Genomic DNA, 26,585 nt, shown 5'->3' on the forward strand with positions numbered 1-26,585 from the left:
GCTCAGGCCTTACGCCGGTCGGTGCAGCGCGCGCACAATCGCTCACCGGCAGGAGTTGTCGTAGGCTCCGTTCCATGGCCGACTCGACGGATTCCGCCGCACCTGAAATCCGCCCGCGGAAAAGGCGCACGACCCGCGCGGAACGCATGTCCGAAATACTGCGAGTGCTCAGGGAAACGGGTTCGCTGCAGGTCGGCGACCTCTGCGCGCGGCTCGGCGTCTCCTCGGCCACACTGCGCCGCGACCTGGCGCAGCTGGAGGAGCAGCGCCTGCTGACGAGGACGCACGGCGGGGCGAAACCGCAGGGCGCGGGCAACGAGGTGCCGGTGCGCTACCGCGGCGGCCGGTCCCGCGACGCGAAGCGGGCCATCGTGCGCCAGGCGGTCCGCATGCTGCCGTCCGGCTCGCACGTCATCGCGCTGACCGGCGGGTCCACCACGAGCGAGCTGGCCAAGCAGCTGCCGAGCCGCGCGGACCTGACCGTCGTGACCAACGCGTTGAACATCGCGATGGAGATGGCGTTGCACCCCAGGCACAAGCTCGTCGTGGTCGGCGGCGTCGCCAGACCGCAGTCCTACGAGCTGGTCGGGCCGTGGGCGGAGCACGTGCTGGCGTCGATCAGCATCGGGACCGCGTTCATCGGGGTCGACGGGATCGATGCCGCGGCTGGGATCACCACGCACGACGAGAACGAGGCGCGGACCAATCGGGCGATGCTCAGCCGGGCGAAGCGGGTGATCGTGATGGCTGACGGGAGCAAGCTCGGGAAGGCCACGCTTGCGCGGATTGCGGACATTCATGACGTGCATGAGGTTGTTACGGATCTGTCGGCTGATCCTGGTGCTGTTGCGGCTATTCGGGCTGTGGGGGTTCGGGTTACGGTGGTGGAGGTTCCGGCCACATAGGACGGTTGGGGTTGGATGCGGGTTCCAGCGTGGTTGCTCTGGGCGGTCTGGTGCCTGTTCCAGCGTGGGCGTGCACCTCGGACGAAAGACTGGGGTACATCGCCGCTCCGCGACGATTGCGATTGGGGCTTGACTTCGGGGCCCTTGCGAGGCGCTGGTTCGGCCGGAAAAGGCCGGATGCTTCGCACCCGGCCGATCCACAAGCGGTAGCACCTCGCACCCAAAGTCAAGCCCCAATCGCAAAACCACGAGTGGGTGCACCGCTACCCATCAGCGCAAGGTCTTTCCGGCTCGCCTTCGGCATCGCGGTCGCGAGTGCGTGGGGGGTTGTTACTGCTCGCCTTCGGCATCGCTTGGGGCCTCGGCTTGCCGTTGGCGTCTGAGTCGTTTGTCGAACGACTAATCGTTGATGTTCGTCGAAAAATTGACGGCCGTCAGGGAAGTGAATAGCTTCGCGGTTCTGGGGAGCTTCGGAACCCTGACCGGAGGTCGTAGTGATTGCGCTCGGAAGAATCCTGATGGCAGTTGTATTGGCTCTGTCCGCCACCTGTCTCGCGTCGGCGCCGGCGTCTGCGGCGTCGCTTGTCGAGGTGACATCCTTCGGAGACAACCCCGGGCGGATGCGCATGCACGTCTACGTGCCTGACACACGGCCCGCCAAGCCCGCGATCGTGGTCGCCATGCACGGATGCGGAGGGTCCGGCCCGGGGTTCTACTCGAGCAGCGAGTTCGCCTCGCTCGCTGACAGGTACGGGTTCGTGGTGATTTATCCGAGCGCACAGCAGGAGGCCGGGTTCGGCAAGTGCTTCGACACTTGGTCGGATGCCGCCAAGCGGCGTGGTGGTGGTAGCGATCCGGTGTCGATCGTGTCGATGGTGAGCTACGTGCAGCAGCGCTACGGCGGTGATCCGGATCGTGTGTTCGCCACGGGGTCTTCGTCCGGCGGCATGATGACCAACGAGATGCTCGTGCTCTACCCGGACGTGTTCAAGGCGGGCGCGGCGTTCATGGGGGTGCCGTTCCACTGCTTCGCCAACGCCGCGGACTATCCGCCCGGCAGCAGCAGGTGCACCGGGGGTGGTGGGCTGAACCGCACGCCGCAGGAGTGGGGCGACCTCGCCCGGCAGGCCTATCCCGGGTACAGCGGGCCGCGGCCGAGGGTGCAGCTGTGGCACGGTACCGCGGACACGCTCGTGCCGTACTCCTTGTTGCAGGAGGAGGTCGAGCAGTGGACGAACGTGTTCGGGTTGAGTCAGACGCCTACGTCCACGGACACGCCGCGGGCCGGGTGGAACCGCAGCAAGTACTCGGACAAGGTCGAGGCGTACAGCATCCAGGGGGCGGGGCACAGTCTGCCGTCGTCGGGCATGGCCGCTGTCGCCCTCGAGTTCTTCGGGCTCACCGGTGGGGGTGGCGACCCTGATCCCGACCCGACGCCGGGAACCTGTTCGGTCAGGGCCACCGTCAACGCCTGGAACAACGGGCTGACCGCGAACCTGTCCATCACCAACACCGGCACGGCGGCGGTGAACGGCTGGTCCCTGGTCTTCACCCTGGGGTCAGGGCAGACCATCACCTCCGGGTGGAACGCGACCTACTCGCCGTCGTCGGGGCAGGTCACCGCGCGCAACGCGGGGCACAACGCCACGATCGCACCCGGCAGGTCCGTCGACATCGGGTTCCAGGCCGTCCACGGCGGGAACGCGGCCGCCCCGACGTCGTTCTCCCTCAACGGCACTGCCTGCGCCACCGGCTGAGACGTGCCACTTGCTCCACAAGGGACACTGGGCGCATGACCCTGCACGATCTCGGCGCGGAGGTGCGCCGGTTGCGCGAGACCACCGAGCCCGCCGCCGTCGGACTGCCGTCCGGTGGACGGCGGGCTCGCGGGGTGCGGCGGGAGGAGCTCGCCGAGCTGGCCGGGGTGTCCGCCGACTACGTGCGCAGGCTGGAACAGGGGCGCCGGCACCCGTCGGCCGCCGTGGTCAACGCGCTCGCCCGCGCCCTGCGGGTGGGACCGGCGGAGTACGAGCGGCTCTGCGCGCTGGCCGGGTACGCCGCCGCGCACGGCCCGGTGCCCAGGGAGGCGGGCCCGGTCGCGATGCGGCTGGTGGAGCGGTTCGCGGACACCCCGGTGTTCCTGTGCGACCTGGCGTGGAACGTGGTGGCCGTCAACGGTGCGTGGATGGCGCTCGGGCCGGGGGCGTCGAACCGGCAGCCCCGTGACTGGAACGTCGCCTGGCGCACGTTCTCCAAGGCGCACCAGCAGATCAGCCGCAGCGACGACGACGCGGCCGCGTTCCGGGCGACGCTCGTGCGGCGGCTGCACAGCGCGTCGCTGCGCCATCCCGGCGACGAGTCGCTCGCGGGGCTCGTCGACGAGCTGCGGACCACGAGCCGGCCGTTCGACGAGCTGTGGCGGGCGCCGGGGAAGGCGGCCGGCTCCTGGACCAGGGCCGTGTTCCGGCATCCCGGCGCCGGGGACATCGCTCTCGACGGCAACCTGCTCGACGTGCCGGGCGACAACCTCCTGGCGGTGGTGCTCACGGCGGCGCCGGGGTCGGCCGACGCGGACCGGCTGAGCGAGGTCGTCGCCTCCGCCACCGGCCCCGCGGTCATCCGGGTGGGCCAACCTGGCCCAGGCTGACCGGTGCGAGGGCGGCGATCCTGGACCGGTGTCGATCAACGCCTCGGTCCGGGACGCGGACCTGGTGGGCAGGGACGCCGAACGCGCGGTGCTCGACCGCGTGCTGACCGGCTCGTCGCTCGTGGCGTACCTGCACGGCCCCGGCGGCATCGGCAAGTCCGCGCTGCTGCGCCACACCGCCCGGCAGGCCAGGCTCGCCGGGCGCGAGGTGGTGCGGGTGGACGCGCGGTCGCTGCACGCCGACCCGCGCCGGCTGGAGGAGGCCGCCGCGCCCGCGTCCGTCGAGGAGGGCGCGGTGCTCCTGGTGGACGCGTTCGAGCACTGCGGCCGGGCCGAGCGGTGGCTGCGCGACACGTTCCTGCCCCGCCTCGCGGAGGGCGCGGCCGTGGTGATCGCGAGCAGGACCGCCCCCGATCCGGAGTGGACGCTGGATCCCGGCTGGGCGCGGATCTTCGCCCCGCTGGTCGTGCGGCCGCTCGACGCCACCGCGTCCGACGCCCTGCTCGCGGCGCGGGGTGTCGCACCCGAACGCCGCGGTGCCATCACGTCCTTCGCCGGCGGCAACCCGCTCGTCCTCTCCCTCGGCGCCTGCGCCGCATCCCCAGGTGACGTGCTCACGACGCTGGTCGACCGGCTGGTGGGCGAGGTGCCGGGGTTCGTCCACCGGCGCGGTCTCGACGTCCTCGCGCAGGCCCGCGTCACCCGCGAGTCGGTGCTGCGCGAGGTCCTGGGCGACGAGGACGCCGCGACGGTGTTCTGCTGGCTGCGCCGGCAGCCCTACGTCGAGGCCACCCCGGACGGGCTGGTCCCGCACGACGCGGTGCGGGCCGCGCTCGACGCCGACCTGCGCTGGCGCGATCCCGAACGCCACGAGGACGTGCGTGCCCGCGTCTCGGCGGAGCGGGTTCGCGCGACCCCACCCGATCCCCTGCCGCGCGAGGACTTCGAGGCGGCCGTGTTCGAGGCCCTGCGCACGTGGCGCGCTCCCCGCGAGTTCGCGACCAGCGTCCTGCTGCGCTCCCACCTGGTGCCGAGCGACTCCCCCGATCCCGTGACGGACCTGCGCGCCACCATCACGGCCGCCCTCGACGCGTTGCGGGTCGACCCCGCGGGCGTGAAGGCGCACGACGCCCTCACCGCCACCTACGTCTCCGCGTCCGGCACGCACAAGGCGACCGCGCGCCGGCTCGGCGTGCCCTACGGCACCTACCGGCGGCACCTCGCCCTGGCCAAGCACCGGCTCGTCGAGCACCTGCTGGCGCGCTGAGGTCAGCCCTTGCGGCGACGGGGCGCGGCGGACCGGGGCGGGGTCGACCGCATGTGGTCGCGCACCGGTGCGAGCAGCCCGGCGAGGGCGTGGACGTCGTCGCGCGACAACGGCTCGAAGAGCAGGCCGCTGACGATCTCGACGTGTCCGGGCAGGACGGTCGCGAGCAGCGTGCGCCCGGCGTCGGTGATGGTGACCGTGACGCTGCGCTCGTCCTCGGCGGACGGGGTGCGCTCGACCAGGCCCGCCTTCTCCAGCAGCCCCACCTGGTAGGTCAGGCCGCTGCGGCTGTAGACGACGCCGTCGGCCAGGTCGGTCATCCGGTGGCTGCCCGTCGGCGCGTCGCCGAGCCGCGCCAGCAGCTGGAACTGCACGTAGCTGAGGTCGCCCGCCTCCTTGAGCTGCTGCTCGACCGCGTGCCGCAGCAGGCTCGTCACCTCGACGAGGGCGAAGTAGGCGCCGAGCTGGACGGGGTCGAGCGACGGCGGCGAGTCGGGCATGCCGGCAGTCTACTGCTTCGAATTCGAAGAGCCGGGACGACCGGATCCGGGCAGCGCTGGGCACCGGTGGGCACCGCGGGCCCTGGCGACCGGGCAGCGGCACGGGTGAGGGTCGTCGCACACCCATCCCGGCCCACCCCGATGACGATCTCGAGCAGAGGACGACCTTGAGCATCCCCCACCTCGCCCAGCGGGAGGACCAGCAGCAGCTCGAGTGGATCGGCGGGAGCGTCTTCAGCGTCCTGCTCGACTCCGCCGCGACCGGCGGGCAGCTGACCGTCGGCCGCTTCGACGCGGGCCTCGGCGAGGCGCCGCCGTGGCACCTGCACACGAACGAGGACGAGGTGTTCCTCCTGCTGTCCGGCACCGCGCTGGTGTGGGCCGGCGAGGAGGAGCACGAACTGCGCGAGGGAGGAATCGTCTTCCTGCCGCGGCGCATCCCGCACAGCTACCGGATCACCTCGGAACGGGCCGACCTGCTGCTCATCTCGACGCCGGGCGGACTGGAGAGGATGTTCCGCCACGCCGGTCGCGACCTGCGGGAACCACGTCCGGAGGGGTACGAGATCCCGCTGTCGCTGCTCGCGGAGGCCGCCGAGATCTCCGGCAATGTCGTGCTCGGCCCTCCTCGCTGACGAGTGCCGCACGTCACTTTGCTTCGAATTCGAAGCAGGTCTACTGTCGGTCCCAGTTGCTTCGAGTTCGAAGCAAAAGACGAGGGAGAGCGGTCATGAAGGCAGTGCGTTTCCACGAGTTCGGCGGCCCCGAGGTCCTGGTCCACGAGGACGTCGAGCAGCCAGTCCCCGCCGCCGGCGAGGTCCTGGTCCGGGTCACCTCGACGTCGTTCAACCCGGTCGAGGGCAACATCCGGCTGGGCGTCATGCAGGGACCGATCCCGGTCGGCCTGCCGCACACCCCCGGTCTCGACGTCGCCGGCACGGTCGACGCGCTCGGCGAGGGCGTCACCGGTCTGGCCGTCGGGGACGAGGTCGTCGGCTTCCTGCCGATGACCAAGCCCGGCGCCGCGGCCGAGTACGTCCTGGCCCCGGCCGAAGTGCTGACGACGGCGCCCAAGGGCGTCCCGCTGGCCGACGCCGCCGCGTTCCCGCTGGTGGGCCTCACCGCCTACCAGGCGCTCTTCGACCACGGTCAGCTCCGGGCCGGGCAGCGCGTGCTGGTCAACGGCGCGGGCGGACCGGTCGGCGGCTACGCCGTCCAGCTGGCCAAGCAGGCCGGCGCGCACGTGATCGCCACGGCGAGCCCGCGCAGTGCCGAGGCCGTGCGGACCGCCGGTGCCGACGAGGTCGTCGACCACACCGCCGCCGACGTGCTCTCGGCGGTGACCGAGCAGGTCGACCTGGTGCTCAACCTCGCACCGGTCGCCCCCGAGGTCCTGGCCCAGCTGCCCTCGCTGGTCCGCCCCGGCGGAGCCGTCGTCAACACGACCATCTGGATGCCCGCGCCGGCCGACGAGGAGCGCGACGTGCGCGGCGTGAACCTCTACGTCCGCAGCGACGCCAAGCAGCTCGCGAAGCTGGTGGCTCTGGTCGACTCCGGTGAGCTCCGCGTCGACGTCGCCGAGCGCCTGCCGCTGACCGACGTCCAGGCCGTCCACGTCCGTGCCGCCGCCGGCGAGGTGCGCGGCAAGGTCGTCTTCGTCGTCTGACCCACCACCCCCGAACAGGAGAAGACCATGTCACTCGGGCTGGACCCCGAGATCGCCGCCGCGCTGGCCCCGATGGCCGGCGCGATGGCGGCAGCCACCCCTCCGGCCGTCGGCGACGTCGAGGCGCGCAGGGCGATGTGGGAGCCGATCATCGGCGCCGCCGGGACGGCCCAACCGATCCCCGCCGACGTGACCACCACCGACCACCAGGTCAGCACGGACGACGGCGCCGAGATCACGGTGCGCTGGTACGCCAAGGACGGCTCCGCACCGGGTTCCGCGGTGCTGTTCTTCCACGGCGGCGGCTACATCTTCGGCCACATCGACCTGTTCGACGGGCCGGTCTCCCGGTACGTGTCCGCGAGCGGGGTGCCGATGCTGTCCGTCGAGTACCGGCGCGCCCCCGAGCACCCGTTCCCCACCCCGCTCGAAGACGCGTACTCGGCGTTGCGGTGGCTGCACGAGCACGCCGCCGAGCTGGGCGTCGACCCCGTCCGGATCGGCGTGATGGGCGACAGCGCGGGCGGCGGGATGGCGGCGGCGCTGTCGATCCTCGCCCGTGACCGCGGTGAGCTCCCCGTCGCCCGGCAGATCCTGGTCATGCCGATGCTCGACGACCGCACCACCGAGGTCGACCCGCACGTCGCGCCGTACGCGTTGTGGTCCTACGACGACAACCTCACCGCGTGGCCCGCTCTGCTCGGCGACCGGGCCGGTGGGCCCGACGTCCCGGCCACCGCGGCTCCGGCCCGGCTGGCGGACGCGACCGGTCTGCCCGCCGCCTACGTCGAGGTCGGCCAGCTCGACGTGTTCCGCGACGAGGACCTGGCCTACGCGGTGAAGCTCAGCCGGGCCGGCGTGCCGGTGGAGTTCCACCTGCACCCCGGTGCGCCGCACGAGTTCGACTCCATCGCGTTCGACTCCGACGTGGCCAGGCGCGCCATCGCCGACCGCGTCCGGGTCCTCAGGTCGATCTGACCCCGCTCGGCAGGACGTCCGGCTCGGTCACGGCGGCGAGCAGGACGTCCGGGTCCGGGCGGCGGGGCTGAGGTCTCGTCAGCCGCGCACGCTCTCCAGCTCGGCGCCCAAGTGCTTGCGCACCAAGGTCTTGTGCTCCTCGTACCAGTCGCCGGAGTACTGCCGCGGCGTGCCCTCGACCAGCATGATCAGGTACAGGTAGGCGCGGTACATCGCCAGCCGTCGCCGGGCGCCGGCGGTGACCGCCGCGGCGCCGTACCCCGCCAGGAACTCGCGGTCCTCTTCGATGTCGCCGAACAACGCGAGCGACACCATCTCGGCGAGCGGATCGCCCCAGAACGCGCGTTCGCCGTCGACGAGCCCGGTGACCTTCCCGTCCTGGACGAGAACGTTGCCGTCCCACAGGTCGAAGTGCACGAGCACGGGCCGTTCGACCTCGTCGAGCAGGTCCGCGCGCGCTCGCACGGCGGCCGCGATCTCCCTGCCGGGCAAGGGGAGCTCGGTGCCGAAACGGGCAGCGTCGGCGAGCACCGCGTCCACCATGCCCAGGAAGCCCTCCCGCCACGTCGGCGCGAGGCCCAGCTGCGGGTAGCCGAAGCCCGTGCCGGTCACCTCGTGCAGGCCGGCGACGACCTGACCCAGCTCCCTCCGCATCGCCGCGCGGGCCTCGGCGGTGAGCGTGGTCGCGTTGTCGCCCGGGATCTCCGTCATGAGCAGGAAGTCCGACGGCACCAGGCTTCTGGCGAAGTCGGCGTGCACGACCTCCGGCACCACCGCGTGGCCGTGGGCGGCGCGGTAGAAGGTGGTCTCGGTCCGCATCAGGTCGCGTTCGTACGTCAGGCCGGGCGCGTCCGGGCGCGGCGCCACCTTGAGCACGAACCCGCCCTCGGAAGTCCTGATGCGGTAAGCGGTGTTGAACGTGCCCTCGGTCAGCTCGGTCCAGCCGGTGACCGTGGCCGGGTCGAGGCCCGCCGCGCTCAGCACGCGGCGCAGGGCGGGCTCGTCGAGCTGGAGGCGGTGCTCGTTGTTCACGGGGCTCCCGGGTTCGCGGGCGGACTCTCGAACGGGTCGCCGGTCAGGGGACGAGGAGGGCCACCGCGGTCGTCATGCGCGACAGGTACTCCTCCCGCGTGGCGACCTGGTGCTTCACCCCGATCGACACGCTGAGCAGAGTCTGGGCGACGTCGTCCGCCGCCGCGCCCCCCAGTGCCGCACCGCCCAGCGCCGCGACGACGAGCTCCTCGAACCGCTCCGGTGCCGTGTGGACGATCGGCCCGAGCAGGTCGGGGTTCTCCTCGATCACCGACGGCACGTCCCGGCTCATCGGTCCGACGTAGCGGCCCGCCCACCGGTCGAACGCCTCGACCAGCCTCTCTCGCACCGGCCGCGCGGTGTCGGCGAGGGCCGTCTCCGCGGCGGCGAGGTCCTGGTCGAGCGCTCGGGTGACCGCCGCGCGGAACAGGTCCTGTTTGGACGAGAACAGGAAGTACAGGCCGGGCCGGGAGATCCGGGCCGCGCGGGCCACCTCGTCCATGGAGGTCCTGCGGTACCCGTGCCGCGCGAACGTCAGCAGTGCCGACTCCAGCACCGCGTCCCGCCGGCCGGTGTCGGCGGTGTCCAGGGGTTCGGCCATGCCACGACCGTACGCGGTCGAGACTTACTATACAAATATCGTCTAGTGCGTATAGTTCGCCACATGACCACCGGCAAGCTGATCACCACCCCGTTCACCGCCGCCAGCACGGCGGACGACGTCCTGGCGGGCGTGGACCTCACCGGCGTCCGCGCCGTCGTCACCGGGGCGTCGTCCGGCCTCGGCCTGGAGACCGCCCGCGCACTGGCCGCCGCCGGCGCCGAGGTGACGCGCGCGGTGCGCGACCCCGCACCGCACCCGCGGGCCGTCCGGCTCGACCTCGCCGACCAGGCGTCCGTCCGCCGGTTCGCCGACGAGTGGGACGGGCCGCTGCACCTGCTGGTGAACAACGCGGGCGTCGTCACCGCAGGACTCGACCGCACGCGCGAAGGCTGGGAGCTGCAGTTCGCGACCAACCACCTCGGGCACTTCGCCCTGGCCACCGGACTGCACCGGGCGCTGGCCCTCGGCGCGGCCGAGCGGGGCGAGGCGCGGATCGTCTCGGTCAGCTCGACGGCGCACATGCGCGCCGGAATCGACTTCGCCGACCCGCACTTCGACCGCCGCCCGTACGACCCGCAGATCGCCTACGCGCAGTCGAAGACGGCCAACTCGCTGTTCTCGGTGGAGGCGACCCGGCGCTGGGCCGCCGACGGGATCCACGCGAACACGGTCAACCCCGGCGGCGTCGCGACCGGGTTGCAGCGGCACTTCTCCCCGACGCAGAAGGAGTCCCTGGCCGCCGCGGAGGCCGCGGGCGTCTTCACCTACAAGACGGTCGGACAGGGCGCGGCGACCACGGTCGTCGCGGCGGTCGCTCCCCAGTTCGCCCGCACCGGTGGCCACTACCTCGACGACTGCCGGGAGGCCTACACCGTCCCGGATGACGCGGCGCTCGCCGACCACCCGCACGGCGTGAAGGCATGGGCGCTCGACCCCGAGACCGCGCACCGGCTCTGGCAGGTCTCGGCCGGCCTGGTCCGGCGCTGACCGGTTCCCGGTGTCCTACAGGCGGAGGTTGCCGACGTACTGGACGGCCTTCGCGCCCAGCTTCTTGGCCACGGCACCGCGGACCTGGCTGTAGACCTCGTCGTCGAGCGTGCAGGCCTGGGTCGCGTGGGTGAGCGAGCCGCCGCAGTCGTCCCACGGGAAACGTGCGGTGTTTCCGTTGGTGCGCAAGGAGAAGCAGGACAGCTGGAGCACCAGGACGGCCCCGAACCCGGCGCAGCTGCCGACCTGGAACGCGGCGGTCGCCCGGTCGCGGCCGAGCGCGTCCCAGACCTGGTACCAGGGGTCGTCGGCCGGCAGAGCCGCCAACGCACGGAGGGCCGCGGAGCTCAGCGCCTGTTCGCCGGCGGGCAGCACCGCGCCGAGGAGCCGGTCGACCGTGGATCTCGTGGGCTCGTCGTCGATCTGCCTGCGGTGGAAGGCGAACTCCCGGACGTCCCAGCCGAGAGCGGCCAGGACGGCGGCGTAGTGGTGGTGCCAGCCGGTCCGCTGGTCCTCGTCGAAGCGGTCGAACAGCCGGTCGGAGCTCAGCTGGGCGAGCAGGGTCGAGTGGAGCGCGTCGGCGCGGTGCTGGGCGCCGACGTTCGTGGTGAACGACAGCAGGCTGCCCGCGGCGACAGCGGCCGCGGCTCCCCGTGGCGCGACCCCGTCGGCCGCGCGGGCGAGCGCGAGCTTCGGGTGGATCGTGCCGATGTCGAGCCTCTGGACGAAGGCGGTGCGGTCGAGCGTGGTGGTCACGGGAAGTCCTCCGGCGGCGGTGGCGTGCCGGGGTCCCGGCGCATCGGAAAGCTATGGAGCGCAAGGGGTAGGTCCGCTGGACGCGACCGGGCCGCCGGTACCGCGCACGGACCTGGGAACTGCCGCTGTTCGGTCGTCGCGGCCGACCGGCAGAACCGGCAGGATGATCATGGGGTGGTCACGGGGTGGACGGGTTCGGGCAGCGGTTGCGGGCGGCGCGGCGCCGGCTCGGGCTGACGCAGAACGACCTCGCGCGCCGGACCGGCGTGAGCGTCCGGGCGATCCGCGACCTGGAGAACGGGCGGGTGCGCACCCCGCACTCGCACACCGAGCAGGTGCTCACCGCCGCGACCGGGATGTCCGCCGAGGCACCACCGGGGTTCGCGGGACTGCGGGTCGACGTGCTGGGCCCGCTCACCGCGCACCGCTCCGGCGCGCCGGTCGACCTGGGGCCGCCGATGCACGCGCTCGCTCTCGGCGTCCTCGCGCTGCAGCCTGGTGAGCCCATCTCGCAGGACGAGCTCGTCGACGTCCTGTGGGGCGACCGGCCACCGCCCAGCTGCGTGAACCTGTTGCACACCTACGCTTCCCGGCTGCGGCGGGAGCTGGGTGCCGACGCGCTGGTCCGCGACCGCAGCGGGTACGTGCTGCTGCCGGACGCGTCCGACGTGCTCGAGTTCACCGGCCTGGTCCGGCGCGCGGCCGCCGCGACCGGGGACCGCGCGACCGTGCACGACCTGACGTCGTCCGCCCTGGGCCTGTGGCGGGGCGACCTGCTCGCGGGGTCGCACGAACGCCTGCGGTGGCATCCGGCCGCGGTCGCCGTGGCCCAGCGGCGTCTGTCCGCCGCCCTGCTCAACGCCGCGACGGCCGCCACCCCGCAGGAGCACGCCGCCGTGGCCGCCCGGCTGTTTCCGTTGTCCGCCGCGGAACCCCTGCACGAGGAGCTGCACGCCGCGCTGATCCGCGCGTTGTCGTCGTCAGGCCAGCGCGCGCTCGCGGCCACCCGCTACGCCGAGATCGGCGACCGGTTGCGCACAGAGCTCGGCGTGGCGCCGGGAGTCGTGCTGCGGGCCGCGCTGTACTCGGGTCCGGTGGCGCGCGACGAGCCGGGAACGCACCGCGTGCCCGCCCAGCTGCCGCCGCTCGCCGTCGGCTTCACGGGCCGCGAGACCGACCTGGCCGCGATGGACGAGATGCGCGCGGAGTTCGTCGCGAACGGCGTCACGCCCGTGCTGCTGGTCGTCGGGACGGCGGGGGTCGGCAAGACCGCGATGGCCGTGCAGTGGGCGCACCACCAGCAGGACCAGCACCCCGACGGCAGCCTCCACGTGGACCTGCGCGGGCATTCCGGTGGCGAGCCGGTGACCGCGCACGACGCGCTCGCGGGACTGCTGCGCGCGCTCGGCGCGACCGCCCAGGAGATCCCCGACGACCCGGAGCAGCGGGCCGGCCTGTACCGGACGCTGCTCGCCGAACGCCGGGTCGTGGTGGTGCTGGACAACGCCGCGACCGCCGACCAGGTCCGCCCGCTGCTGCCGGGAGCACCCGGCTGCACGGTCGTGGTCACGAGCCGCAACCGGCTCGGCGGGCTGCTCGCCAGGGACGGCGCCGGGGTGATCGTGCTGGACGTGCTCACCCCGGCGGCCGCGCGGGCGGTGCTGGCCCGGCAGCTCGGCACCGCGCGGGCCTCGGCCGAACCGGACGCCGTGGCGGACCTGGCCGAGCGCTGCGCGCGGCTCCCGCTGGCGTTGCGCATCTCGGCCGCGATCCTGCGCAGCCGCCCGCACCTGTCCGTAGCGGACTACGCGGTGACGCTGACCGGAATGGCCGGGCTCGACGCGCTTGCGATCGATGACGACGAAGATGCCGCCGTGCGCGCGTCGTTCACCCTCTCCTACCGCCGTCTGCGCGACCCGGCGCGGGCGGTGTTCCGGTTGCTGGGCACGTTGCCGGGCCCGGACTTCACGGCCGCGACCGTCGCCGCCGCGCAGGCCGACGACGTGCACCGGGTGGCGACCCAGCTGGACCTGCTGGAGTCCGCGCACCTCGTGACGCAGCACCGCGCCGGCCGGTACTCGCTGCACGACCTGCTGCGCCTGTACGCGTCCGCCCGTGCCGCGACCGAGGACCCCGCGGAGCACCGCCACGACGCCCGCCGGCGGTTGCTGGAGCACCTGCTGGCCCACGTGCACCAGGCCCGCGTCGCGCTCTACCGGCAGGTGCACGTGCTGCCCGGCGCGCACCTCGTGGCAGCGGCGGAGTTCGCGGGAGGCGACCAGGCGAAGGCGTGGCTCGACGCCGAACGCCCCGGCCTCGTCACGGCGATCACCGCCCTCGACGACGACCACCCCGAGCTCGTGTGGACCCTCGCCGACGCCCTGCGCGGCCACTTCATGATGGGCGCGCACCTCATCGACTGGGCCCGCACCGTGCCGGTGGCCCTGGCCGCGGCGCAACGCGCGGGAGACCTGCCGGCCCAGGCCGCCCTGCAGCTCAGCCTCGGCGACCTGAACCGGTTGCGCGGCAGGAACCAGCGGGCCCTCGTGCACCTGCACGCGGCGCTGGCACTGGTGCGCAGGACGTCCTGGACGCTGGGCGAGGCCGCGATCCTCAACAACACCGGCGTCGTGCACCTCAAGAACGGCGACCTGGAGCACGCCGCCGCACACCTGCAGGCAGCACTGCGCATCTTCGAGCACGACGACGAACCGTTGTGGCAGATGAGCCCTCTCGGCAACCTCGGGCTCGTCCTGCGCGACTCCGGCAGGCTGCGCGGTGCCGTGGAGATCTGCGAGAGGTCGAGCGAGCTGCAGCGGCGCCTGGGATCACCGTTCAGCCAGTGCATCGCGGCGTCGAACCTCGGCGAGGCGCTGGGCGACGTGGGAGAGCTGGACCGGGCTCGGGAGGTGCTGAGCGAGGGGCTGCGGCTGAGCGAGGCCTACGGCGACCTGGGCACGCAGGGCGAGTGCAATCGACGGCTCGCGGTCGTGCTGTGCCGGGCCGGTGACCTCCCCGAGGCGCTGCGCCTGGCGGAACGCGCGTTCGCGTTGGCGGACAAGGGCGGCGACGCCATCGACCAGGCCTTCGCGCTCAACACCCTGGGCACCGTGCTGCTCGCTCTCGGCCGCGGCGAGGACGCGACGTCCGACCACCGGCAGGCGCTCGCCGTCGCCGAGAACGCCGCGAACCCCTACGCCACCTGCGAAGCGCGGACCGGACTGGGGTGGTCCACCGGCGACCGCGAGTCGGCAGAGGCGTCGTTGCGCCTGGCCCGCAGGTCGGGTTTCCAGGACCTGGCGGGCGCGGCGCTCGGGGCACTGGCCCACGCGCACCTCGTGGCGGGGTCGCGCGAGGAGGCCGCGCGGTACGGGGCGGAGGCGGTGGAGGTGCACCGCGGCACCGGGAACCCGTACGCGGAGGGACGGGCGGCGGAGGTGGTGCGGCGCGCCGCAGGGTGACGAGCCGAACGCCCGCCACCGCCGCGCCGCCCGAGCCCGGCCGGCGCCCGCACCGGTCGAGCCCGGTCGCCGCACCCGCCGTACGAGCCAGGCCGCCGCATTCGCTGTCCGAGCCCGGTCGCCACACCCGCTGTCCCAGCCCGGCAACCAGGCCTGGTCACCGCACGCGCAACCCGAGCCAGCTCGACGCGGCCACCATCCCGGCCCGGCCACCGCACCCGCCACCCACACCCGCTGCCCAGCCCGGCCACCGCACCCGCCGCCCCAGCTCGGTCACCGCACGCGCCACCCGCCAGCCGAGCCCGGCCACCCACTACCCCAGCCCGGCCACCGCCTGTCGCGCCCCGAACGGCGCCAGCACCCCGGCGTACGGCTTCGGCGGCGGCGCGGCGAACTCCCCCGCCGCGCTCGTCCGCAACCCCATCCGCACCAGCGACTCCACCTGCAGCACCGCCGCCTGCACGCCGTCGACCACCGGCACGCCCACCCGGCGTTCGATCTCCGCGCGCTGCGACGTCATCCCGGCGCAGCCGAGCACGACCACGTCGGACCGGTCCGCCGCCACCGCCGAACGGCAAGCGGCGACCACCACGTCCACCGCGGCCTCCACCTCCAGCACGGGCACGTCGCAGGCCGACACGCCGCGGCAGAACCCCGCCATCCCGTACCGGTGGGCGAGGTCCCAGGCGCGGCCGCAGGTGCGTTCCAGGGTCGTGACGACGCTGAAACCCCTGCCCAGCAACGCCGCCGTGCGCATCGCCGCCTCCGCGATCCCGACCACCGGGCCGTCCGCGAGCTCGCGCGCGGCGTCGAGGCCGGGGTCGCCGAAGCAGGCGATCACGTAGCCGTCGGCGGGGGCGGAGGCGATCTCGGCCAGCAGTCCCGGGACGCTCAGCGCCTCGTCGTAGTGGCTCTCGATCGACTCCGGGCCCATCTCCGGGCAGGTCGTGCGCACCTCCACGCCAGGACCGGCGATGGCCGCCGCGGCGCGGCCGATCGCCTCGGTCATGGACCTGCTGGTGTTCGGGTTGACGACGCCGATCCTCACCGGTTCCCCCGCGACAGCCCCGCGAACAGGGCGAAGCCCAGCGCCATCCCGATGAACCAGCTGTACGGGGCGACATCGGCCAGCGCGGGCACCAGCACCGGCACCATCGCGACCGCGGAGGCGACGGCCGTGGAGACGATCGCCGACGGGTTGTAACCCTTGCGGTACCAGTACTTCCCGGTGGGCGACATGGTGAACAGGTCGTCGACCTCGACCTGCTGACGCCCCACGACGTAGTGGCCGGCGATCAGGACGCCGAACAGCGGGCCGATGAACGCTCCGAGCGTCTCCAGCGTGTAGTGGATGACGGCGGGGTTGTGGTAGAGGTTCCACGGCGTGATCAGCACCGAGCCGACCGCCGCGATCATGCCGCCCGCGCGCCAGCTGATGCGGCGCGGGTTGACGTTGGAGAAGTCGAACGCGGGCGAGATGAAGTTCGCGACGATGTTGATGCCGATGGTCGCGATGCTGAACGTCAACGCTCCCAGCACGATCGCGAACGTGCTGTCGATCCGCGCGACCGTGGCGACCGGGTCGGTGAGCAGCTCGCCGAACACCGGCACGGTCAGCGACGCCGTGACGACCACGAGGACTGCGAACACCAGGAAGTTGACCGGCAGGCCGAGCAGGTTGCCGCGCTTGACGGCCGCGAACGACTTGCCGTAGCGGGAGAAGTCGCCGAAGTTCAGCATCGGGCCGGAGAAGTACGAGACCACCAGGGCGATCGCGCCGAACATCACCGGCACCGACGCCCAGCCGGTGTGCTTGACGTCGCCGAGGGTGAAGTCGATCGCGCCCCAGCCCGCGCGGGCGATCAGGTAGCCGGCCAGCAGGAACATCACGACGTACACGGCGGGGCCGCAGAAGTCGATGAACCGCCGGATCGTCTCCATGCCCGTCCAGAACACCGCCGCCTGCAACAGCCACAGCGCGGTGAACGACGCCCAGCCCAGGGTGGACAGTCCCAGGAACCCGTGCTGCTGCACGTCCGCGTACGGCAGCAGCGACGGGAACAGCTTGAGCAGCACCACGTCCAGCGCGGCCGACGCGAGGTAGGTCTGGATGCCGTACCAGGCCACGGCGATCAGGCCGCGGATCACCGCCGGCACGTTCGCCCCGAGCACGCCGAAGACGCTGCGGCAGATCACCGGGTAGGGCACGCCGGTCTGCTGGCTGGGCTTCGCGACCAGGTTGCAGAAGAAGTAGACGATGCCGATCCCCGCGAGCAGCGCGACCAGCACCTGCCAGCCGCTCAGGCCGAGCAGGAACAGACTGCCCGCGGTCACGTACCCGCCGACGCTGTGCACGTCCGACATCCAGAACGCGAAGATGTTGTAGGAGCCCCAGGTCTGCTTCTCCAACGGCGCCAGGTCGGCGTTCGTCAGCCGGGGGTCGTAGGCCAGCTTGCGTTCCGCGTTCGTCGCTGTCGCTGTCATCGCGCGCTCCTGCCTGGTGGGTTGGCGCCACCGTAGGGAGCGGTTGTTTCCCGGCTGCTACGGGAAACGTATATCTTCCCCGTCCGCGAACAGCCCGGTGTGCGTCGGCACCGCCGCGAGCGACGAGCGCAGCCGGTCGTGGTGGGTGCGGGCGGCCTCGACCAGCGCCGCCGCGTCCCGTGCGACGAACGCCGCGAGCATGCCCTCGTGGTCCGCGTGCAGCGCCGTGCGTTCCTCGGCGGGCACGTGTGCCATGGGCTGCAACGGTTCGGTGAGGTTCCAGGCCGCCTCGAACATGCCCAGCAGCCGCTTCATCCCGCTGGGACGGACCAGCGCCAGGTGGAACCGGCGGCTCTCCCGGTGGTACGCCCGCACGTCACCGGCCGCCTGCGCCTCCTCCAGCGCCGCGTGCGCGGACCGGGCCAGTTCGTCGTCCGACGGCTGCGCGTGGGCGACCGCCGCACCGAGCGCCGCCGCTTCGAGCACGCCCCGCACCACGTAGAGCTCCTGCAGTTCCTCCGGGGTGAGCTTCGCGACGAAGTACCCGAAGTTCTGCCGGTGCTCGACCAGTCCCTCGCCGATCAGCGTCTTGAGCGCCTCGCGCACCGGGATCCTGCTCACCCCGAACACCGCCGCCACCTCGTCGAGCGGGATGGCGGCGCCCGGCGGCACGCCGTCGAGCAGGCACCGGCGCAGCTCGGCGAGGATCGCCACCTGCCCGGCGCCACCGCGGTCGGCCTCGAGCTTCGCCGCCACGATCGACCGTCTTCTGGGGGCGCGCATCGCGTCACGGTAGCGCGAACGGCCTCGGGTCAGTCCACGTCGCGGAGCCAGCCGCGCAGGACCTCCCCGGCCGCGGCGGTGAGCGCCGGGCCGTGCTCGGCGGCCGCCCGCCTGAGGTCGGCCGGGTCGATCCCCGCCGCGGACAACGCCTCGGCGTGCCCGATGAGCCAGCGCTCGACGTCCGTCGCCGGGGTCTCCAGGTGGAACTGCAACGCCAGCGCCGAGCCGTGGCTGAACGCCTGGTTGTCGCACGACGGGGTCGACGCCAGGTGGACGGCGCCGGCCGGGATCGCGAACCGGTCGTTGTGCCAGTGCAGCACCGGCACGCCCGCCAGTGGCGCGAGGACCGAGTCCGCGGTGAGGGTCAGCGGTCCGTAGCCGATCTCCGTGACACCGGACGGCGCGACGGTGGCACCCAGCGCGCGGGCGATGAGCTGCGCGCCCAGGCAGATGCCCAGGGTCGGCAGACCGGCGGCGAGCCGGGGCCTCAACGCCGCGATCTCCTGGTCCACCACGGGATAGCGGTCGCCGTCGTTGGCGCCGATCGGGCCGCCGAGCACGACCAGCAGGCCGGCGGACAGGAAGACGCCGGGGTCGATCTCGTCGACGCCGGCGTCGAGGTAGCGGACGGCGTACCCGTGGTCGCGCAGGACCGGGTCGATCAGGCCGAGGTCCTCGAAGGCGAGGTGCCGCACCGCGACGGCGGTCTTCTGTGGTGTGGTCATCGCAGGTACGAGGCTCCGTTGAGGTCAAGGACCGCACCGGACGACCAGGCGGCCTCCGGCGAGGCGAGGTGCACGACGGCGGCGGCGATCTCCTCCGGCGTCCCGACCCGGCCGAACGGGCTCTGGTCGCGCACGGCGTCCCCCTCGGCCCCGGCGAGCTTGGCGGCCTGGCGTTCGGTGGCGATGAACCCCGGCGCGACCGACGTGACCGAGATGCGGTGGGGAGCGAGCGCGACCGCGGCCGACTGCCCGAACGCGTGCAGCGCCGCCTTGCTCGCGCCGTAGGCGGGGTGGTCGGGTTCACCGCGGAACGCCCCGCGCGAGCCGACGTGGACGATGCTGCCCGGCGCGCCCCGGTCGATCAGGTGCTGCGCCACGGCCCACGTGACGTTGACCGCCCCGAGCAGGTTCACGTCCAGCATGGACCGCCACGCCGCCGTCCACGCGTCCCACGACGTGTCGCCGATGCGGTGGAGGTTGGCGGCACTCGGGGCCACCGCGGCGTTGTTGACCAGCACGTCGACCGCGCCGAGCCCGTCCACCGCCTCCGCGACCAGCCCACGGGCCGCCTCCGCGTCGGCGAGGTCACCGCCGATCAGCACGTGCCCGTCGCCCGCCAGCTGGGCGAGGGTGGCTTCGGCGTCGTCACGGCGGCTGCTGTAGTGCACCGCGACCCGGCAACCGCGTTCGGCGAACGCCACGGCCGTCGCGCGACCGATCCCCCGCGACGCCCCGGTGACGAGCACACCTCTTCGATCCGACATGGATCGAAGCGTATGACACAAGGTTTCCTATCGGCAACTGGGTGTCCGAGCGGGTAGAGTCCGGACGATGAGCACGCTGCGCATGCTGAGGCAGGAGCGGGGCTGGACGCTCGACGCGCTGGCCGAGCGGTCGGGCACGACGAAGTCGTACCTGTCGAAGGTCGAACGCGGGCACAGCACGCCGTCGATCGCCGTGGCCATCAAGCTCGCGGAGGCACTGGGCGTCGAGGTCACCGACGTCTTCGGTGAGACCGCGGACGCCGCCCACGTCGAGCTGACCCGCCACACCGGCACGCCCAGGACGCCGGACGACGGCTCGCCGTACGTCAGCCTCGCCACCCGGATCAGCGGCAAGCACATGCTGCCGTTCCTCATCACGCCGTCGACGTCGGCCGAGGGCTGCGTCTTCCGCGAGCACGCAGGGGACGAGTTCGTCGTCGTCCGGTCCGGCCGGGTCGAGCTCAGCTTCCCCGACCGGGCCGAACAGCTCGGGACGGGCGACACCGCCTACTTCCGCGGCGGCATCCCGCACCACTTCCGTTCCCTGGACGACGAACCGGCACAGGTCCTCGTCGTCATCGCGGCGACACCCCGTGACCGAACGGGAACAACGGATCCTCATACCCCGCAACGTCTTCGGAGTGCTGACGCACCTGCTCCATCGACCGCGGCAGGTCGAACGGCAGCCTCCCCTCCGGCGGGATGACGCCCGACAGCGCGTCGGCCAGCGCCTCGTCCGTGGTTCCGTAGCTGACCACCAGCGTCGACACGATCGGCAGCAACGGCGTCAGCACGGCAGGACGGTCCAGCGTCACGTCGACGACGAGCGGGCAGACCGCGGCGATCCGGGCCAGCCGGGACGCCAGACCGGGCTGGAACTCCAGCGAGCCCTGGTGGAACCACGACTCCAGGAACAGGTCGGCTCGCGGGTCGAACGGCGCCATCAGCCGTACCAGCGCCAGATCGGCCTCCTCCGGCGTGGAGACCACCGTGCCCAGCCGTGCGGCGACCTCGGGCGAGAAGTTCTCGACGTAGAGCTTCAGCCCGGGAGCCAGTGGCAGCGGAACGCCCTCCTGCAGCACCGTGACCGACCGGGCCTGCGCGGCGTGGCCCTCGTCGCGGAAGTCCTGCCGTCCCACCACCTCCGCCGCCACGTCCTCGTCCACGAACGGGTCGTCGAAGAGCCCCAGCCGGAACTTCACGGCGAGCAGCCGGCGTGCCGAGTCGTCGATCCGCTCCTCGGTCACCCTGCCCTGCGCGACCAGTTCGAGCAGCACCTCGACGCACTCCTCGCCGCCGAACTGGTCGGCGCCCGCGTGCAGGATCAGCTCCATCCGCCCGTGGGCGTCGAGGTGCTCGACGCCCCAGGCCCGCGCGGGCAGCACCTTGTCGCCGACGTGGTTGTCCATCACCAGCTCCCAGTCGGTGAGCACCACGCCGTCGAAGCCGAGGCCCTCGCGCAGCATCCCGGTCACGACCTGGCGGTTGTAGCCGAACCCGACCTCCTCGACCGGTTCACCGTCCACCTCCAGCCCGACCGGCATGCCGTAGTAGGGCATCACCGCCGCCGTGCCCGCCTCGACCACGGCGCGGAACGGCGCCACGTGGTCGTCGAACCGCCCGCCGGGGTAGACCTGCTCGCGGCCGTACGGGAAGTGCGCGTCCTCGCCGTCCTTCTGCGGGCCACCACCGGGGAAGTGCTTGCTGCAACAGGCGACGGACTCGCGGCCCAGCTCCGGCCCCTGGAACCCGCGCACGTACGCCACGGCCAGCTCGGCCGTCAGCGCGGAGGACTGCCCGAACGTCCCCGCCTGCCGGGCCCACCGCGGTTCGGTGGCGAGGTCGATCGCCGGGTGCAGGGCGCAGCGGATGCCGGCCGCGACGTACTCCTGGCGCGCGATGTCCGCGAACCGGTGCACCAGAGCGGGATCCCGCAACGCGGCGAGGCCCAGCGACTCCGGCCACTGCGAGAAGGCCTTGGCGCTGAACGAAACGCCCGCGTTCTCGATGAACGCGTGCCGCGGGTCGGTCGAGATGGTCACCGGGATGCCGTGCGGCGTGCTCTCGGCGATGAGCTGGAGGTTGTTGTACCAGCGGGCGGCCATGCGCGCGTCGTTCAACGCGTGCACGTTAAAGTGCGACAGGTGTTTCTGCCGCACCACGACGCTGGTGGGCGACTTGCTGATGTCACCGGGCGCCTCCTTCACCGTGCCGTCCGCTCCCGCCTCGATGACGGTGTGGAACAGCAGACCTGCCTTCTCCTCCAGCGACAGCCGCCCCAGCAGGTCCTCCACCCGCTCGGCCACGGGCAGGCGTGGATCCTCGTAGGGGTCCATCACGCCGTTGCCGTTGAGGTCGCGGTACTCGACGCCGTCCTCGGAAACCAGCCGCACAGGCCGCATGTCAGAAAGCCTCCCTCACACTCGGCTCGCGCCGAACTCCTCGACTCCGATCACCGGGCGCAGCGCGCGTTCGACGGCCGGAGTCGCGAACGCGCGGCGGATCACGTCCCGGCACAGGACGTTCCCGATCGCGCCCATCACCATCGCCTGGTCCAGGGCGAGGTAGCGGCGCGCGATAGCGCCCGACCGCACCGCCACGGCGTCGAAGAACCCGCCCCGGCCGTAGGCGCGCAGGTCCTCCTGGATGCGGACGAGGTTGGCGTAGGCCTCGTCGCGTTCGTGCATCATCGCCAGGAATGCCGCGTGCGGGGTGACCACGCCGTCGCCGAACGTGGGTGTGGGTGCCGTGGCAGGACGGCACGTGCCGAAGCCGACGTCGTAGTTCGTCATCTCCTGGTCGGAGAAGTAGCCGTTCGCGCCGTTGCCGGGTTCGTTGCCCGGCCCCATCCCGAGCGCGTCGACGCCGTACTCGCGGTAGCCGCCGGCGGGGTTGCTGGCCGGGCTGAAGCCCCAGAAGCCGTACTTCGCCTCCAGCAGCCCGTGTTCGCGTTGCGCGCGGACGTGCAACGGGTGGTTGCGTCCCCACGACCGCGGCGCCCATCGCGCCTCGGGCACGAACACGTCCGGCATCAGCTCCTCGAACATCGAACCACCCCAGCCGGGCACGATCCGCATGCCGCGATAGGTGTAGGCGCCCTCGAAGACCTCGATGCCGTAGTAGGTCCGGTTCTCCCCCACCGGCTGCATCTCGTGCCACGACCAGTCGCAGGAGGCCGGGAACGTCCGCCACATCGCGAAGTACTGCTTCGGCGGGATCTGACCGGTGAGGATGCCGAGGTAGCTGGTGATCCGCGTCTCGGAGACCGTCGTGTCGTAGTGGTGCGTGGTCAGCCAGACTGGGTCGCCGCCGATGTGCGTGCCCTGGTAGACCCCGCCGGGCCGGTCGTGGTCGAACGGGAAGAACCCGCCGTGGATCAGCCCGCCCGGCCTCACGGGGTGCGCGGGGTCGTCACCGGGGTTGTAGAACGAGTCCCAGCGCATCCGCGCGAAGATCCGCCGTGCCAACGCCGACGACGCCCGGTCGGCCTGTGCGGCCACGAGCAGCGCCGCACCGAGCCAGCCGTTGTCGACGCTGGAGCAGAACGGGAAGACCGGTGCTCCGGTACCGGGCCAGGACCGCAGCGCCTCGCCGGTCTCCTCGTCGTACCAGTTGAAGTACATGCCGCTCGGGCCGTGGTGTTCCATCCGGTCGAGGGTGGTGAGCGTGCGGGTCAGCCGCGCCGACGCCTCGGCGTCGGAGAGGAACCCGAGCTCGCGGGCCACGACCGTCGACCACAGGTAGCCGCCGATGTTGGTCGGCGAGGTGTAGCCGGAACGGTCGCCGGGGGCGAGCGACTCGGGGATGTTGTCCGCGGGCAGGCCGGTGCCCGACGGCGTCATCGCGACCAGGCTGCGCCACGTGTCGCGCGCCCAGCCGCGCACGCGCGCCGGGTCGTAACCGCGGGAGGCGGAGGCGATCCCCGGCACCAGCAGGGTTGCGGTCGTTCCCAGTAGGACGGTTCGGCGGGTGATCTTCGCGGTCATGCCAGACCTCTCACTTGATGCCGGTGGTCGCGATGCCTTCGATGAAGCGCCGCTGGAACACGAGGAACACGAGCAGGACCGGGACGACGACGATGGTGGCCCCGGCGAGCAGCAGGCCGTACTGGATGGAGTTCTGGCCGGTCGAGTAGAGGGCCAGCGCGACGGGGAGCGTGTACTCGCTCTCCTGCTGCGCCACCACCAACGGCCACAGGAAGTTGTTCCAGCTGCCCAGGAACGTGAGGATGCCGAGTGTGGCGAGCGCGGGCCCGCACAACGGCAGGACGATCCGCGCGAAGATGCGCACCTCTCCCGCGCCGTCGACCCGGCCGGCGTCGAGCAGCTCGCTCGGCAGCCCGGAGATGAACTGCCGCATCAGGAACACGCCGAACGGCGAGACGAGGAACGGCAGGATCAGCGCGGGCAACGAGTTCGCCAGACCGGCGTTGACGACGAGCACGTACAGCGGCACGAACGTCACCACACCGGGGATCATCAGGGTCGCCATGACGACCAGGAAGAGCACCCGCTTACCCCGGAACTCGAGCTTCGCGAGCGCGTAGCCGACCATCGAGCAGAAGACCAGGTTGCCCACCGTCACCAGCACGGCGACGATCGCCGAGTTGAGGAAGTACGTCCCGAACTGCAAGCGCGAGAACAGTTGCGTGTAGTTGTCGAGCGACGGGCTCGTGGGCAGCCACGTCGGCGGGTTGGCGCGGATCTCGCCCTCGCCCTTGAAGCTGCCCAGCACCATCCAGGCGAACGGCGAGACGACGGCGACGAGCGCGACCGCGAGCGGAACGTAGAGCCACCAACGGTTCCGGTTCATGGTCAGCTCCTCTCCCGCAGCAGGCGGAACTGCAGGGCGGTGACGACCGCGATCACGACGAAGATCAGGTAGCTCATCGCGGAGGCGTAGCCGTAGTTGCCGAACCCGAACTGGCGGTAGGTGTACATCGACGCGGAGATCGTCGAGTTGAGCGGTCCGCCGTTGGTCATGACGTAGGGCTCCTCGAAGAACTGCAGGTAGCCGATCGCCGTCGTCACCGACACGAACAGGATCGTCGGCCGCAGCAACGGCAGCGTGATGTGCCGGAACCGCTTGACCGCGCCCGCGCCGTCGATCGACGCCGCCTCGTGCAGCGACGCCGGCACCGCCTGCAGCCCGGCCAGGAAGATGATCATCGCGGTGCCGAAGTTGCGCCACGCCGCCATCAGGATCAGCGCGGGCATCGACCAGTCCGGGTCGCCGAGCCAGTTCGGGCCGTCGATCCCGACCCAGCCGAGCACGGTGTTGATCAGCCCGAACTCGTCCTGCAGCAGGAACCGCCACACCACGGCGACCGCGACGATCGAGGTGATCACCGGCGTGTAGAAGCCCAGCCGGAAGAACGCGCGGAACCGGCTGATCCCCTTGTCCAGCACGACGGCCGCCGCGAGCGCGATGGCGAGCGTCAGCGGCACGCCCACCAGCACGAAGTACGCGGTGTTGGCGGCCGCCGTGCGGAAGATCGGGTCGGTGAAGGCCTGGACGTAGTTGTCCAGCCCGGTGAACTCCACGGCGAACGGCGTGCGCAGGTCGCTGTTGCGGGTGTCCGTGACACTCATGAACAGCGACTGCACCACCGGCCACGCCGTGAAGACGAGGAACAGCAGGCAGAACGGGAGGATCAGCAACCACGCCGCCCGTTCGACCCCTCTTCTGCGCCGGCTCACCGCACCCGTCGTCGCGGAGGTCACTTGCCGGTACCGATGGAGTCGGCCGAGGACTGCGCCGCCTTCAACGCGCCGGCCGGGTCGGCGCCCGAGCGCGCCACCTTCTCCACCTCGGTGTCGAGCGCGGTGATCGCCTGCTCCCACGTCGTGAAGGTGGGCGGCGACTGCGCGGTGTCGAGCTGCTTGCCGAACGCCGCGAGCTTCGTGTCCGCCGCGAGGGCCGGGTCCTGCCAGGCGCTCTTCACCGACGGCAGGTCCGTCGACTGCTGGTACCACTTCACCTGCGTCTTCGGATCCCGCAGCCAGTTCACGAACTTCCAGGCGGAGTCGCGGTTCTTGGTCTCTTTGAACACGACGAAGTTCGACCCGCCGACGAAGCTGGACGACGTCTTCTTCACCGGCATGGGCACGACGCCGTACTGGTCGGAGAATCCAGGCCCGCCGAGCTTCTCGACCGCGGACATCATCCAGGGACCGGAGATGAACATCGGCACGCGCCCGCTCACGAAGTCCGGCTCGGTGGTGGGCTGCGCGGGCGCGCCCTTGTCCGCGATGCCCTCGGAGAAGTAGGAGCCGTAGTACTCCAGCGTCTCCTTCATCTCCTGGCTGTCGAAGTTGTAGGCGCCGCCGTTGTCCTTGGTCAGCTGCGCGCCGTTCGACCAGGCGAAGGGCAGCAGCGTCTGCCACGACCCGGTGCCGCCCGCCTGCAGGCCGATGCCGAACTTGGCGCCCGCCTTGGTCTGCATGGCCTTGGCCATCTCCTTGAGGCCCTGCCAGTCCGCCGGCGGCGTCTCGTAACCGGCGGTCTTCGCGAGGTCCTTGCGGTAGAAGAGAAGTCGCGTCTCGACGTACCACGGGATGCCGTACGAGGTGCCGTCCACCTCGGTCGTCTTCTGCGCGCCCTCGAAGAACGCGCTCTTGTCGATCGACGACGGCGTCGGGTCGAGCGCCTTCATGCCGGCGAACTCGCCCATCCACGTCGAGCCCACCATGGCCGCGTCCGGCGCCTGGCCGGCGGTGATCGCCGAGGTGAACTTGTTGTGCGCGGCGTCCCACGGGATCGCGGTCACCTGGACGTCGACGCCGGGGTTGGCGTCCTCGAACTCCTTCGCGAGCGCCGGGAGCTTCTCCCCCTCGGCGCCCATGGCCCACACGGTGATCGTGCCCGTGGCCGGTCCCTGTGAGATGTCGCCTCCTGCCTCGCCGCCGGCCTGGTCCTCGCCGCGCCCGCAGGCGGTGAGCACCAGTACCAGGGCGGACAGACCCGCGAGCGTCCTGGAAGTTCTGCGCGCCATTGCTCCTCGCTTCCTCTCGTCTCCGGTGGACC

General features: G+C 72.0%; 24 protein-coding genes and 1 pseudogene. 10 read left to right on the forward strand and 15 right to left on the reverse strand.

Annotated elements, in window-relative coordinates; all coding sequences use genetic code 11:
- Positions 1 to 74: 74 nt before the first annotated feature.
- The 4 genes from ACFWV3_RS13705 to ACFWV3_RS13720 all read left to right on the forward strand — a co-directional run bounded on the left by ACFWV3_RS13705 (position 75) and on the right by ACFWV3_RS13720 (position 4,819).
- Positions 75 to 905: a DeoR/GlpR family DNA-binding transcription regulator gene (locus tag ACFWV3_RS13705; protein WP_382411445.1), complete on the forward strand. Its 831-nt coding sequence runs from the start codon at positions 75 to 77 to the stop codon at positions 903 to 905.
- Positions 906 to 1,495: 590 nt separating this feature from the next.
- Positions 1,496 to 2,662 (forward strand): PHB depolymerase family esterase, encoded by a 1,167-nt coding sequence (locus tag ACFWV3_RS13710; RefSeq protein ID WP_382411446.1) that lies wholly within the window; start codon positions 1,496 to 1,498, stop codon positions 2,660 to 2,662.
- Between the two features lie 35 nt (positions 2,663 to 2,697).
- A complete protein-coding gene (locus ACFWV3_RS13715; RefSeq protein WP_382411447.1) occupies positions 2,698 to 3,552 on the forward strand; it encodes a helix-turn-helix domain-containing protein in 855 nt (284 codons plus the stop codon).
- Positions 3,553 to 3,580: 28 nt separating this feature from the next.
- Positions 3,581 to 4,819 carry an ATP-binding protein gene (locus tag ACFWV3_RS13720; protein WP_382411448.1) on the forward strand — a complete coding sequence of 413 codons (1,239 nt, stop codon included), beginning with the start codon at positions 3,581 to 3,583 and terminating at the stop codon, positions 4,817 to 4,819.
- Between the two features lie 2 nt (positions 4,820 to 4,821).
- Here the strand turns inward: ACFWV3_RS13720 and ACFWV3_RS13725 are convergent, their stop codons facing one another.
- Positions 4,822 to 5,319, reverse strand: a complete 498-nt coding sequence (locus ACFWV3_RS13725) for a MarR family winged helix-turn-helix transcriptional regulator (protein ID WP_382411449.1) — start codon at positions 5,317 to 5,319, stop codon at positions 4,822 to 4,824.
- A gap of 167 nt (positions 5,320 to 5,486) precedes the next feature.
- Here ACFWV3_RS13725 and ACFWV3_RS13730 point away from each other — a divergent pair, with 167 nt between their 5' ends.
- The 3 genes from ACFWV3_RS13730 (at position 5,487) to ACFWV3_RS13740 (ending at position 7,963) form a co-directional block, all read left to right on the forward strand.
- Positions 5,487 to 5,954 (forward strand): cupin domain-containing protein, encoded by a 468-nt coding sequence (locus tag ACFWV3_RS13730; RefSeq protein WP_382411450.1) that lies wholly within the window; start codon positions 5,487 to 5,489, stop codon positions 5,952 to 5,954.
- Positions 5,955 to 6,049: 95 nt separating this feature from the next.
- The gene (locus tag ACFWV3_RS13735) at positions 6,050 to 6,985 is read left to right on the forward strand and encodes an NADP-dependent oxidoreductase (RefSeq protein WP_382411451.1); all 936 of its coding nucleotides are present in this window, start codon (positions 6,050 to 6,052) and stop codon (positions 6,983 to 6,985) included.
- Between the two features lie 27 nt (positions 6,986 to 7,012).
- On the forward strand, positions 7,013 to 7,963 hold the full coding sequence (locus ACFWV3_RS13740; protein ID WP_382411452.1) for an alpha/beta hydrolase: 951 nt from the start codon (positions 7,013 to 7,015) through the stop codon (positions 7,961 to 7,963).
- 78 nt (positions 7,964 to 8,041) lie between these two features.
- On the opposite strand, the gene ACFWV3_RS13745 is transcribed toward ACFWV3_RS13740, so the two are convergent.
- Together ACFWV3_RS13745 and ACFWV3_RS13750 are read right to left on the reverse strand one after the other, a co-directional pair.
- Positions 8,042 to 8,995, reverse strand: coding sequence for a phosphotransferase family protein (locus tag ACFWV3_RS13745; protein ID WP_382411453.1), 954 nt, complete (start codon positions 8,993 to 8,995; stop codon positions 8,042 to 8,044).
- 43 nt (positions 8,996 to 9,038) lie between these two features.
- A complete protein-coding gene (locus ACFWV3_RS13750) occupies positions 9,039 to 9,596 on the reverse strand; it encodes a TetR/AcrR family transcriptional regulator (RefSeq protein ID WP_382411454.1) in 558 nt (185 codons plus the stop codon).
- Positions 9,597 to 9,659: 63 nt separating this feature from the next.
- On the opposite strand from ACFWV3_RS13750, the gene ACFWV3_RS13755 reads away from it, so the two are divergent.
- Positions 9,660 to 10,586, forward strand: a complete 927-nt coding sequence (locus tag ACFWV3_RS13755) for an SDR family NAD(P)-dependent oxidoreductase (RefSeq protein WP_382411455.1) — start codon at positions 9,660 to 9,662, stop codon at positions 10,584 to 10,586.
- Positions 10,587 to 10,601: 15 nt separating this feature from the next.
- Here ACFWV3_RS13755 and ACFWV3_RS13760 read toward each other — a convergent pair whose 3' ends face one another.
- Positions 10,602 to 11,342, reverse strand: a complete 741-nt coding sequence (locus ACFWV3_RS13760) for a hypothetical protein (RefSeq protein ID WP_382411456.1) — start codon at positions 11,340 to 11,342, stop codon at positions 10,602 to 10,604.
- Positions 11,343 to 11,527: 185 nt separating this feature from the next.
- On the opposite strand from ACFWV3_RS13760, the gene ACFWV3_RS13765 reads away from it, so the two are divergent.
- Positions 11,528 to 14,803, forward strand: a complete 3,276-nt coding sequence (locus ACFWV3_RS13765) for a tetratricopeptide repeat protein (protein WP_382411457.1) — start codon at positions 11,528 to 11,530, stop codon at positions 14,801 to 14,803.
- A gap of 157 nt (positions 14,804 to 14,960) precedes the next feature.
- Here the strand turns inward: ACFWV3_RS13765 and ACFWV3_RS13770 are convergent, their stop codons facing one another.
- From ACFWV3_RS13770 to ACFWV3_RS13795, 6 genes are read right to left on the reverse strand one after another with little or no spacing between them, the layout of a single operon-like run.
- Complete coding sequence (locus tag ACFWV3_RS13770) at positions 14,961 to 15,113, reverse strand: hypothetical protein (RefSeq protein WP_382411458.1); 153 nt, start codon at positions 15,111 to 15,113, stop codon at positions 14,961 to 14,963.
- A 3-nt stretch (positions 15,114 to 15,116) separates the two neighbouring features.
- A complete protein-coding gene (locus tag ACFWV3_RS13775) occupies positions 15,117 to 15,851 on the reverse strand; it encodes an aspartate/glutamate racemase family protein (RefSeq protein WP_382411459.1) in 735 nt (244 codons plus the stop codon).
- Positions 15,848 to 17,287: an NCS1 family nucleobase:cation symporter-1 gene (locus ACFWV3_RS13780; RefSeq protein ID WP_382411460.1), complete on the reverse strand. Its 1,440-nt coding sequence runs from the start codon at positions 17,285 to 17,287 to the stop codon at positions 15,848 to 15,850. The genes ACFWV3_RS13775 and ACFWV3_RS13780 overlap by 4 nt, the downstream gene beginning before the upstream one ends.
- A gap of 57 nt (positions 17,288 to 17,344) precedes the next feature.
- Positions 17,345 to 18,070 (reverse strand): GntR family transcriptional regulator, encoded by a 726-nt coding sequence (locus ACFWV3_RS13785; RefSeq protein WP_382411461.1) that lies wholly within the window; start codon positions 18,068 to 18,070, stop codon positions 17,345 to 17,347.
- A 29-nt stretch (positions 18,071 to 18,099) separates the two neighbouring features.
- Positions 18,100 to 18,795, reverse strand: coding sequence for a glutamine amidotransferase (locus tag ACFWV3_RS13790; RefSeq protein WP_382411462.1), 696 nt, complete (start codon positions 18,793 to 18,795; stop codon positions 18,100 to 18,102).
- Complete coding sequence (locus ACFWV3_RS13795; RefSeq protein ID WP_382411463.1) at positions 18,792 to 19,559, reverse strand: SDR family NAD(P)-dependent oxidoreductase; 768 nt, start codon at positions 19,557 to 19,559, stop codon at positions 18,792 to 18,794. The genes ACFWV3_RS13790 and ACFWV3_RS13795 overlap by 4 nt, the downstream gene beginning before the upstream one ends.
- An 82-nt stretch (positions 19,560 to 19,641) precedes the next feature.
- On the opposite strand from ACFWV3_RS13795, the pseudogene ACFWV3_RS13800 reads away from it, so the two are divergent.
- A pseudogene (locus ACFWV3_RS13800) lies at positions 19,642 to 20,124 on the forward strand (helix-turn-helix domain-containing protein); the annotation flags it as partial.
- 10 nt (positions 20,125 to 20,134) lie between these two features.
- Here ACFWV3_RS13800 and ACFWV3_RS13805 read toward each other — a convergent pair.
- Genes ACFWV3_RS13805 through ACFWV3_RS13825 form a run of 5 tightly spaced genes read right to left on the reverse strand, consistent with a single transcriptional unit; the run spans position 20,135 to position 26,553 of the window.
- The gene (locus tag ACFWV3_RS13805; RefSeq protein ID WP_382411464.1) at positions 20,135 to 21,961 is read right to left on the reverse strand and encodes a glycoside hydrolase family 3 protein; all 1,827 of its coding nucleotides are present in this window, start codon (positions 21,959 to 21,961) and stop codon (positions 20,135 to 20,137) included.
- Positions 21,962 to 21,976: 15 nt separating this feature from the next.
- The gene (locus tag ACFWV3_RS13810; RefSeq protein WP_382411465.1) at positions 21,977 to 23,545 is read right to left on the reverse strand and encodes a glucoamylase family protein; all 1,569 of its coding nucleotides are present in this window, start codon (positions 23,543 to 23,545) and stop codon (positions 21,977 to 21,979) included.
- A gap of 10 nt (positions 23,546 to 23,555) precedes the next feature.
- Positions 23,556 to 24,371 (reverse strand): carbohydrate ABC transporter permease, encoded by an 816-nt coding sequence (locus tag ACFWV3_RS13815; protein ID WP_382411466.1) that lies wholly within the window; start codon positions 24,369 to 24,371, stop codon positions 23,556 to 23,558.
- Between the two features lie 2 nt (positions 24,372 to 24,373).
- Positions 24,374 to 25,282: a carbohydrate ABC transporter permease gene (locus tag ACFWV3_RS13820; RefSeq protein ID WP_382411467.1), complete on the reverse strand. Its 909-nt coding sequence runs from the start codon at positions 25,280 to 25,282 to the stop codon at positions 24,374 to 24,376.
- Entirely contained in the window at positions 25,279 to 26,553 is a 1,275-nt protein-coding gene (locus ACFWV3_RS13825) for a sugar ABC transporter substrate-binding protein (RefSeq protein ID WP_382411468.1), read from the reverse strand. The genes ACFWV3_RS13820 and ACFWV3_RS13825 overlap by 4 nt, the downstream gene beginning before the upstream one ends.
- Between the last annotated feature and the right edge of the window lie 32 nt (positions 26,554 to 26,585).

Source organism: Lentzea sp. NPDC059081 (genome assembly GCF_042738015.1).
In the GTDB taxonomy this organism is placed as follows: Bacteria; Actinomycetota; Actinomycetes; order Mycobacteriales; family Pseudonocardiaceae; genus Lentzea.

Bases quoted from the DNA above. Each gene is read 5' to 3' on its own strand.
- ACFWV3_RS13705 (WP_382411445.1), top strand. From the start codon at position 75: ATGGCCGACTCGACGGATTCCGCCGCACCTGAAATCCGCCCGCGGAAA.
- ACFWV3_RS13715 (WP_382411447.1), top strand. From the start codon at position 2,698: ATGACCCTGCACGATCTCGGCGCGGAGGTGCGCCGGTTGCGCGAGACC.
- ACFWV3_RS13725 (WP_382411449.1), bottom strand. From the start codon at position 5,319: ATGCCCGACTCGCCGCCGTCGCTCGACCCCGTCCAGCTCGGCGCCTAC.
- ACFWV3_RS13735 (WP_382411451.1), top strand. From the start codon at position 6,050: ATGAAGGCAGTGCGTTTCCACGAGTTCGGCGGCCCCGAGGTCCTGGTC.
- ACFWV3_RS13740 (WP_382411452.1), top strand. From the start codon at position 7,013: ATGTCACTCGGGCTGGACCCCGAGATCGCCGCCGCGCTGGCCCCGATG.
- ACFWV3_RS13750 (WP_382411454.1), bottom strand. From the start codon at position 9,596: ATGGCCGAACCCCTGGACACCGCCGACACCGGCCGGCGGGACGCGGTG.
- ACFWV3_RS13755 (WP_382411455.1), top strand. From the start codon at position 9,660: ATGACCACCGGCAAGCTGATCACCACCCCGTTCACCGCCGCCAGCACG.
- ACFWV3_RS13780 (WP_382411460.1), bottom strand. From the start codon at position 17,287: ATGACAGCGACAGCGACGAACGCGGAACGCAAGCTGGCCTACGACCCC.
- ACFWV3_RS13785 (WP_382411461.1), bottom strand. From the start codon at position 18,070: ATGCGCGCCCCCAGAAGACGGTCGATCGTGGCGGCGAAGCTCGAGGCC.
- ACFWV3_RS13790 (WP_382411462.1), bottom strand. From the start codon at position 18,795: ATGACCACACCACAGAAGACCGCCGTCGCGGTGCGGCACCTCGCCTTC.
- ACFWV3_RS13795 (WP_382411463.1), bottom strand. From the start codon at position 19,559: ATGTCGGATCGAAGAGGTGTGCTCGTCACCGGGGCGTCGCGGGGGATC.
- ACFWV3_RS13805 (WP_382411464.1), bottom strand. From the start codon at position 21,961: ATGCGGCCTGTGCGGCTGGTTTCCGAGGACGGCGTCGAGTACCGCGAC.
- ACFWV3_RS13810 (WP_382411465.1), bottom strand. From the start codon at position 23,545: ATGACCGCGAAGATCACCCGCCGAACCGTCCTACTGGGAACGACCGCA.
- ACFWV3_RS13815 (WP_382411466.1), bottom strand. From the start codon at position 24,371: ATGAACCGGAACCGTTGGTGGCTCTACGTTCCGCTCGCGGTCGCGCTC.
- ACFWV3_RS13825 (WP_382411468.1), bottom strand. From the start codon at position 26,553: ATGGCGCGCAGAACTTCCAGGACGCTCGCGGGTCTGTCCGCCCTGGTA.